Consider the following 7,108-nt stretch of genomic DNA (forward strand, 5'->3'; position numbering starts at 1 on the left):
AACGCCTCTCCCACAGGCATGGCCACGTTGCAACAAATGTGGGAGCGGGCTTGCCCCGCGAAGCGCCGCGCGGGCGGCGCTCGATCTCACAGGCGCCAGAAACCTCAAGCCAGGCACCTGTAAGCCCAAAACCAACGTCAAATCCATCCCCCCCTCACAACGCAGGTCCTTTAAGCATCAACGGCAACCCCGCCACCGTCAGCACCACACGCTGGCAGCGTTCGGCCACAGCCTGGTGCAGCCAGCCGGCCAGGTCGACATAGCGCCGGGTCAGCTCACCCATGGGCACCACGCCCAGGCCGGTTTCGTTACTGACCAGAATCAGCGTGCCGGGCAGCTGGTCCAGGCACGCCAGCAGCGCATCACGCTCCTCGGCCAGGCGCTGCTCGTCTTCGAGCATCAGCAGGTTGGTCAGCCACAGGGTCAGGCAATCCACCAGCAGGCAGCGCCCTTCGGCCGCTTCGGCGCGCAGTACTGCGGCCAGGGCCAGCGGTTCTTCGACCAGCGCCCATTCACTGGGACGGCGCTGGCGGTGCAATAACACGCGTTCGTTCATTTCACCATCCAGCGGCTGGCTGGTGGCAATGTAGGTCACCGGCAGGCCGCTGGCGCTGGCCAGCTGTTCGGCCAGGCGGCTCTTGCCCGAGCGGGCGCCGCCAAGAATCAGGTTCAGCATGTCAGCTCACCCCACAAAGTTGGCGCAAGTGAGCCGTGTCCAGATGGTTTTCCACCAGATCAGCCAGGCGCTCGATATCGCGCTCGCGCAGCGCCTCGTAATCGATGGTCTGCACATCTTCCAGCCCAGCCCAACCCAGCAACGCAGCACACGACTGGCTGCCTTCGAAAAGGCCATGCAGGTAGGTGGCAAGGATCTGGCCATCGGCACTGAGCGCGCCATCACAACGGCCATCGACCAACTGCACGGCAGGCTGCGCCAGGGCTGGCCCGGTGGTCACACCGGCATGGATCTCGTACCCGGCAACCGGCACGCCTTCAAGGCTCAGCGTTCCGGCAACGTTGCGCAGCTGCTTCTCGGCTTCGAGCACGGTGGCGTAATCGAGCAGGCCAAGCCCCGGGCTTGAACCGGCAACCCCTTCAAGGCCCAGCGGGTCATGCACTTCGCGGCCTAGCATCTGCAGGCCACCGCAAATACCAATCAGCTTGCCGCCATAGCGCAAATGCCGCTCGATGGCTTTGTCCCAGCCGCGTTCGCGCAGTTGTGCCAGGTCGCCGCGCACGCTCTTGGAGCCCGGCAGGATGATCAGGTCGGCAGCCGGAATCGGCTGGCCCGGACCAATGAATTGCAGGTCCACCTGCGGGTGCAGGCGCAGCGGGTCGAAGTCGGTATGGTTGCTGATGCGTGGCAGCACCGGCACGATCACCTTCAGCACACGCTCGCGCTTGGCGCCCTGGCGCACGTCGATACCGTCTTCGGCTTCCAGGTGCAGGTCGGTAACGTAAGGCAATACGCCCAGTACAGGCTTGCCGGTACGTTCCTCCAGCCAGTCCAGCCCTGGCTGCAACAAAGCGATGTCGCCACGGAAACGGTTGATGACAAAGCCCTTGACCCGCGCCTGCTCGGTGGGCGAAAGCAGCTCCAGGGTGCCCACCAGGTGGGCGAACACACCGCCCCGGTTGATATCGGCGACGAGAATCACCGGGCAATCCACGGCTTCGGCAAAGCCCATGTTGGCAATGTCGCCGGCACGCAGGTTGATCTCCGCCGGCGACCCCGCGCCTTCGACCATGACCACTGGCCAGGCAGCACTCAGGCGCTGGTGCGAAGCCAGCACCGCCTGCATGGCGATGGCCTTGTAGTCGTGGTACGCCACCGCGTTCATGCTGGTGACCGCACGGCCGTGGATGATCACTTGCGCGCCGGTATCGCTGTTGGGCTTGAGCAGCACCGGGTTCATGTCTGTATGGGGGGCCAGCCGGCACGCCTGGGCCTGCACCGCCTGGGCACGGCCGATTTCCCCGCCGTCGGCCGTTACCGCACTGTTCAGCGCCATGTTCTGCGGCTTGAACGGCACTACGCCAACACCCTGGCGCAACAGCCAGCGACACAGGGCGGTTACCAGCGTGCTCTTGCCGGCGTCGGAGGTGGTGCCTTGCACCATGAGGGTGGTCATGCCGTTTCCTTTTGGTAGGCCGCCAGGGCCTGGGCCAGGCGCTGTTCGTCCGCTGCACAGGCGGGCAAGCCCAGCCGCACAGCCGCGGGGTGTTCGAACAACCGCACGAGGATGCCGCGGCAAGCGAGAAAATCATGCAACTGCGCGGCGCGCTCGCTGCGCACGTACTGGAACAGATCACAGCCGCCGCTGGGCGCAAGCCCGCTGCCGGACAGCAAGGTAGCCAGGCGCTGACTGGCGGCAGCGCAACGTTCAGTCTGCACACGTTGGCTGGGTTGGTCCGCCAGGCTGGCCTGGGCCAGCACCCGGGTTGGCCCGTTGACGGTCCACGGGCCAAGCAGCTCGGCCAGGCGCAGCAGCAGGCTGCGCTCGGCGGCGACGAAGCCCAGGCGCACCCCGGCCAGGCCAAAGAACTTGCCGAACGAACGCAATACGATCAGTCCCGGGCGCTCTGCACAGTTGACCACGCTATCCAGCGGGGTGTTGTCCATGAACGCTTCGTCGACCACCAGCCAGCCACCGCGGGCAGCCAGGCGGGCGTGCCAGCCCAGCAAGCGCTCAGCCGACACACGCTGCCCGGTCGGGTTGTTGGGGTTGACCAGCACCAGCACGTCGAGGCTGTCCAGCGTCGCCTCGACCTGCTCCTCATTCAACTCCACCAGCTGATGCCCTGCCCGTTGCCAGGCATACGGGTGCTCGGCGTAGCATGGCGACAGCACCCCTACCCGCCCGGCCGCACGCAGCAGCGGCAAAGCCTGGATCGCCGCTTGGGAGCCGGCCACCGGCAGCAGCTGGCGGGCGCCGTAATAGGCACGCGCCGCCGCCTCAAGACCGTCCTCGGTCTCGGGTAGGCGAGCCCATGCATCTGTGGGTATCGGCGGGATCGGGAATGGCCAGGGCGCAATACCGCTGGACAGGTCGAGCCACTGCTGGCGAGGGATCCCGTATTGCTGCACCGCACGCAGCAGGCGGCCACCGTGTTCAAGCATTGATGTAAGCCCCCAGGCAAATCAACAACAGCCAAAGCCACACGCCGCGCTGTACCAGGCTCCAGCCACGTTCGATGGCATCGGCGTCGGCCATCGGCCCTTCACCCAGGCGTGGCCGCTCATGCAGTTCACCGTGGTAAACCGCCGGGCCGCCCAGCTCTACCCCGAGCGCACCGGCACCGGCGGCCATCACCGGCCCGGCGTTGGGGCTGTCCCACAGCGGGCCCTGCCTGCGCCAGCACGCCAGGGCCAGGCGGGTTTTGCCCAGCAGCGCGTAAGTCAGCGCCACCAGCCTTGCGGGAATATAGTTGAGCACGTCATCAATGCGCGCCGCGCACCAGCCAAAGCGCTCGAAGCGCTCGTTGCGGTAGCCCCACATGGCATCCAGGGTGTTGCTCAGGCGGTACAGCACCACGCCCGGCGCGCCGGCCAGCACAAACCAGAACAACGCGGCGAACACCGCGTCACTGCCATTTTCCAGCACCGACTCGGTGGCCGCCCGGGCCACGGCGGGCTCGTCCAGCTCGCGGGTTTCGCGGCTGACCAGGTAGCCGACGCGGCGCCGCGCTTCTTCCAGATCACCCTGGCGCAGGGCGTTGGCCACCGGCAGCACATGCTCGCCCAAGCTGCGCATGCCCACCGCGCAATACAGCGCCAGCACATCCACCAGCCAGCCGATATACGGCAGCCACGACAGGATCAGCGCCACCAAAGTCAACGGCACAACGGCCAGAAACCAGGCGCTCACCCCGTGGCTGCGCCAGCCACGGCCACCGGCATTGAGGCGGCGCTCCAGGCTACCGGCCATATTGCCAAAGGCCACCAGCGGGTGGCGCCGCTGAGGCTCGCCCAGCAAGGCATCCAGGGCCACACCCGCCACGGTCAGCAAGGCCACGCTCATTGGCGCTCTCCCCATTGGTTTTCGTACAACATGTCGCTCAAGGGCCGTTCTTCGGCCCAGTTTTCCAGCACCAGCATGGGTGCCGGGTAGAATTCGGTCACTGGCCCCAGGCACAGCACCGCCACCGGCTTGGCACCGTCAGGCATGCCCAGCAGTGCCGCCAGCGCCTGGGGGTCGAACAGCGACACCCAGCCCATGCCCAGCCCTTCGCCACGTGCAGCCAGCCACAGGTTCTGGATGGCGCAGGCCAGCGAGGCCAGGTCCATCTCCGGCAGGGTGCGACGGCCGAAGATGTGCGGCTCGCGGTTGTCCATCAACGCCGCCACCAGCAGCTCGGCACAGTCATTGATGCCTTCCACCTTCAGTTTCATGAAGTCATCGGATCGCTCGCCCAATGCCTCGGCTGTACGCACCCGCTCCGCCTCAACCAGGGCCTGGATGCGGGTACGCAGGTCACGCTGGGTGATGCGAATGAAACGCCAAGGCTGCATCAGGCCGACGCTGGGCGCCTGGTGTGCAGCGGCCAGCAGGCGCCCGAGCACCGCTGGCGCTACTTGGCCACCGGCAAAATGACGCATGTCGCGGCGCTCGCCGATGGCCCGGTAGATCGCGGCGCGTTCGGCGTCGCTGTAAGCGTGTTCACTCATGGTCGCAACAGCGCCGCCGCCGCGTCCGGGTTGGAGGGGAAGTAGAAGTGCACGTACGAGGCGGTCAGCCGCCCCAGGCGATACACCGCTTCATTGCCCCGCCCGCCGTTGGGGCTGAGGCCACGGGCGATCGGTTGCAGTTCCGTACTGGTCAGCGAATGGTGGTAGGTGTGCCCGCGCAAGGTACCCTCCGGCAGCTCCACCGCCTGCAAGGCCAGCGCCGCCAGGCGCTTCTGCATGGTCGCCTCACCCGGCAGCAGACCGAGCAGTTCGGCGCGTTCGCCAGCCACATCGGTCAGGGCATCGAGCAGGTACAGCATGCCGCCACACTCGGCCAGCAGCGGCTTGCCCTGGGCGTGATGGGCGCGGATCGCCTCGCTCATCGGTGCATTGGCGGCCAAGGCGTGGTGATGCAGTTCAGGGTAGCCGCCCGGAAGGTACAGGCTGTCCACCGCAGGCAGCTCGCGGTCGTGCAGCGGCGAGAAGAATTCCAGCTGTGCGCCCAGGTTGCGCAGCAGTTCAAGGTTGGCGCCATAGGTGAAGGCGAACGCCTCGTCCCGCGCCACACCAATGCGCACCCCAGCCAGCGAAGCAGCACAGGCTTGAGGTTCGGGTCCGGTAAAGGTCACCGGCGGCGGCAAGGCTGCATCGCAGCTGGCGCCTAGCGCTTCGGCAGCGGCGTCCAGGCGGGCATCCAGGTCGTTCAGCTCGCTGGCCTGGACCAGGCCAAGGTGACGGCTGGGCAGCTCGATGCCGCGTTCGCGCGACAGGCCGCCATACCAGCGCAGGCCTTCGGTCAGGCTACCTTCAAGCAATTGCGCGTGGCGCAGGCTGCCCACCCGGTTGGCCAGCACGCCGGCGAACGGCAGGTCGGCCTGGTACCGCGCCAGGCCCAGGGCCAGGGCGCCGAAGGTCTGGGCCATGGCCGTGCCGTCGATCACTGCCAGTACGGGCACACCAAAATGGCGGGCCAGGTCGGCGCTGGACGGGGTGCCGTCGAACAGCCCCATCACCCCTTCGATCAGGATCAGGTCGGCCTCGCCGGCGGCCTCCCACAGCAGGCGGCGGCTTTCCTCGGCACCGATCATCCACAGGTCCAGCTGGTACACCGCTGCACCGCTGGCGCGCTCCAGGATCATAGGGTCGAGAAAGTCTGGCCCGCATTTGAATACGCGCACCTTGCGCCCGAGATTGCGGTGCAGGCGTGCCAAGGCGGCGGTGACGGTAGTCTTGCCCTGGCCAGAAGCCGGCGCCGCGATCAATACGGCGGGGCATTGACGGGGTTGGCTCACAGCTCGACGCCCTTCTGTGCGCGGATACCGGCCTGGAAGGCATGCTTGAGCATGCCCATTTCGGTCACGGTGTCAGCCAGCTCGATCATTTCCGGCTTTGCAGCGCGGCCGGTGACGATCACGTGCTGCATGGGAGGGCGGGCCTGGATGTCGGACAGTACCTGGTCGAGGTCGAGGTAGCCGTGCTTGAGGGCGATATTCAGCTCATCCAGCACCACGAACTGCACGCTCGCGTCTTGCAGCAACTGGCGCGACACCGCCCAGGCGGCTTGGGCGGCAGCGATGTCGCGCTGGCGGTCCTGGGTTTCCCAGGTAAAGCCCTCGCCCATCACGTGGTAGCGCACCTGCTCGGGGAAGCGGCGGAAGAACAGCTCTTCGCCGGTGCTGTTGCGGCCCTTGATGAACTGCACTACACCGCACTGCATGCCATGGCCCAGGGCGCGTGCGAGCATGCCGAAGGCCGAGCTGCTCTTGCCTTTGCCATTGCCGGTCAGCACCAGCAGCAGGCCGCATTCGTTGGGGGAATTGGCGATGCGTTCGTCGATGACCGCCTTCTTGCGCTGCATGCGCGCCAGGTGGCGTTCGTCGCGTTCGGTGGCTTCGCTCATCAGGGTTCTCCGCTGGCTGGCACCACGGCAAGGCGTGGTGACAGGTAATAGGCAGGCAGACGGAGAACGCGCAGGGGCCATGGCAGGGCGCCACGGTGCACAGCGCATCACCCTCCGTGATGCCGTTGACAGTTGCAGGCCGGTCTCCGGGCTTGTGAGCGGGCTTTGGCCCTGGTCTGCGCGCCTTCCCGGGTGTTGTCACCCAGTGGCCCTGCGCGGCCTTCTACTCACCTACCGTTGCGGGGGCAGCGCCGGAATCGCGCCATGCTGGCGCCCACCGGCTTCCCAGTTTCACCCTGCCCAGTAGGGGCTGGCAGGGCACCTGAAACACGCGCGAAGGTTAGAGGGTTGCACCCGGAGCGTCAATCGAAGCGGGTGCTCCTGCTCTTGATCTGGCTTTTGATCTGGCTTTTGATCTGGCTTTTGATCTTGATCTTGATCTTCGCGACTTCAGGAGGCCGAGCGAAGGGATTGCGGAGGGAGGTGACGGGCATGGATGCCCGTCAAGCGCTGAGGCCCCATGGATGGGGCCTGCAGCG

Annotated in this window: 8 protein-coding genes and 1 riboswitch; all 8 genes read right to left on the bottom strand. The window is 66.6% G+C overall.

Annotation, left to right across the window (positions count from 1 at the left end):
- Positions 1 to 154: 154 nt before the first annotated feature.
- Positions 155 to 676: a bifunctional adenosylcobinamide kinase/adenosylcobinamide-phosphate guanylyltransferase gene (gene cobU / locus ACIQUI_RS28250; RefSeq protein ID WP_403204341.1), complete on the bottom strand. Its 522-nt coding sequence runs from the start codon at positions 674 to 676 to the stop codon at positions 155 to 157.
- 1 nt (position 677) lies between these two features.
- Positions 678 to 2,132, bottom strand: coding sequence for a cobyric acid synthase (locus tag ACIQUI_RS28255; RefSeq protein WP_403204343.1), 1,455 nt, complete (start codon positions 2,130 to 2,132; stop codon positions 678 to 680).
- Positions 2,129 to 3,121: a threonine-phosphate decarboxylase CobD gene (cobD, locus tag ACIQUI_RS28260; RefSeq protein ID WP_403204345.1), complete on the bottom strand. Its 993-nt coding sequence runs from the start codon at positions 3,119 to 3,121 to the stop codon at positions 2,129 to 2,131. Before cobD ends, ACIQUI_RS28255 begins: the two co-directional genes overlap by 4 nt.
- A complete protein-coding gene (cbiB, locus tag ACIQUI_RS28265) occupies positions 3,114 to 4,022 on the bottom strand; it encodes an adenosylcobinamide-phosphate synthase CbiB (protein WP_403204348.1) in 909 nt (302 codons plus the stop codon). The genes cobD and cbiB overlap by 8 nt, the downstream gene beginning before the upstream one ends.
- Entirely contained in the window at positions 4,019 to 4,669 is a 651-nt protein-coding gene (gene bluB / locus ACIQUI_RS28270; protein WP_403204350.1) for a 5,6-dimethylbenzimidazole synthase, read from the bottom strand. The genes cbiB and bluB overlap by 4 nt, the downstream gene beginning before the upstream one ends.
- A complete protein-coding gene (locus tag ACIQUI_RS28275; protein WP_403204352.1) occupies positions 4,666 to 5,961 on the bottom strand; it encodes a cobyrinate a,c-diamide synthase in 1,296 nt (431 codons plus the stop codon). Before ACIQUI_RS28275 ends, bluB begins: the two co-directional genes overlap by 4 nt.
- Positions 5,958 to 6,569 carry a cob(I)yrinic acid a,c-diamide adenosyltransferase gene (gene cobO, locus ACIQUI_RS28280; protein ID WP_403204355.1) on the bottom strand — a complete coding sequence of 204 codons (612 nt, stop codon included), beginning with the start codon at positions 6,567 to 6,569 and terminating at the stop codon, positions 5,958 to 5,960. Before cobO ends, ACIQUI_RS28275 begins: the two co-directional genes overlap by 4 nt.
- 119 nt (positions 6,570 to 6,688) lie before the next feature.
- Positions 6,689 to 6,910, bottom strand: a riboswitch (cobalamin riboswitch).
- A gap of 21 nt (positions 6,911 to 6,931) precedes the next feature.
- Positions 6,932 to 7,063, bottom strand: coding sequence for a hypothetical protein (locus ACIQUI_RS28285; RefSeq protein ID WP_403204358.1), 132 nt, complete (start codon positions 7,061 to 7,063; stop codon positions 6,932 to 6,934).
- Between the last annotated feature and the right edge of the window lie 45 nt (positions 7,064 to 7,108).

The organism is Pseudomonas sp. NPDC090592, assembly GCF_044769185.1.
Classification (GTDB): Bacteria; Pseudomonadota; Gammaproteobacteria; order Pseudomonadales; family Pseudomonadaceae; genus Aquipseudomonas.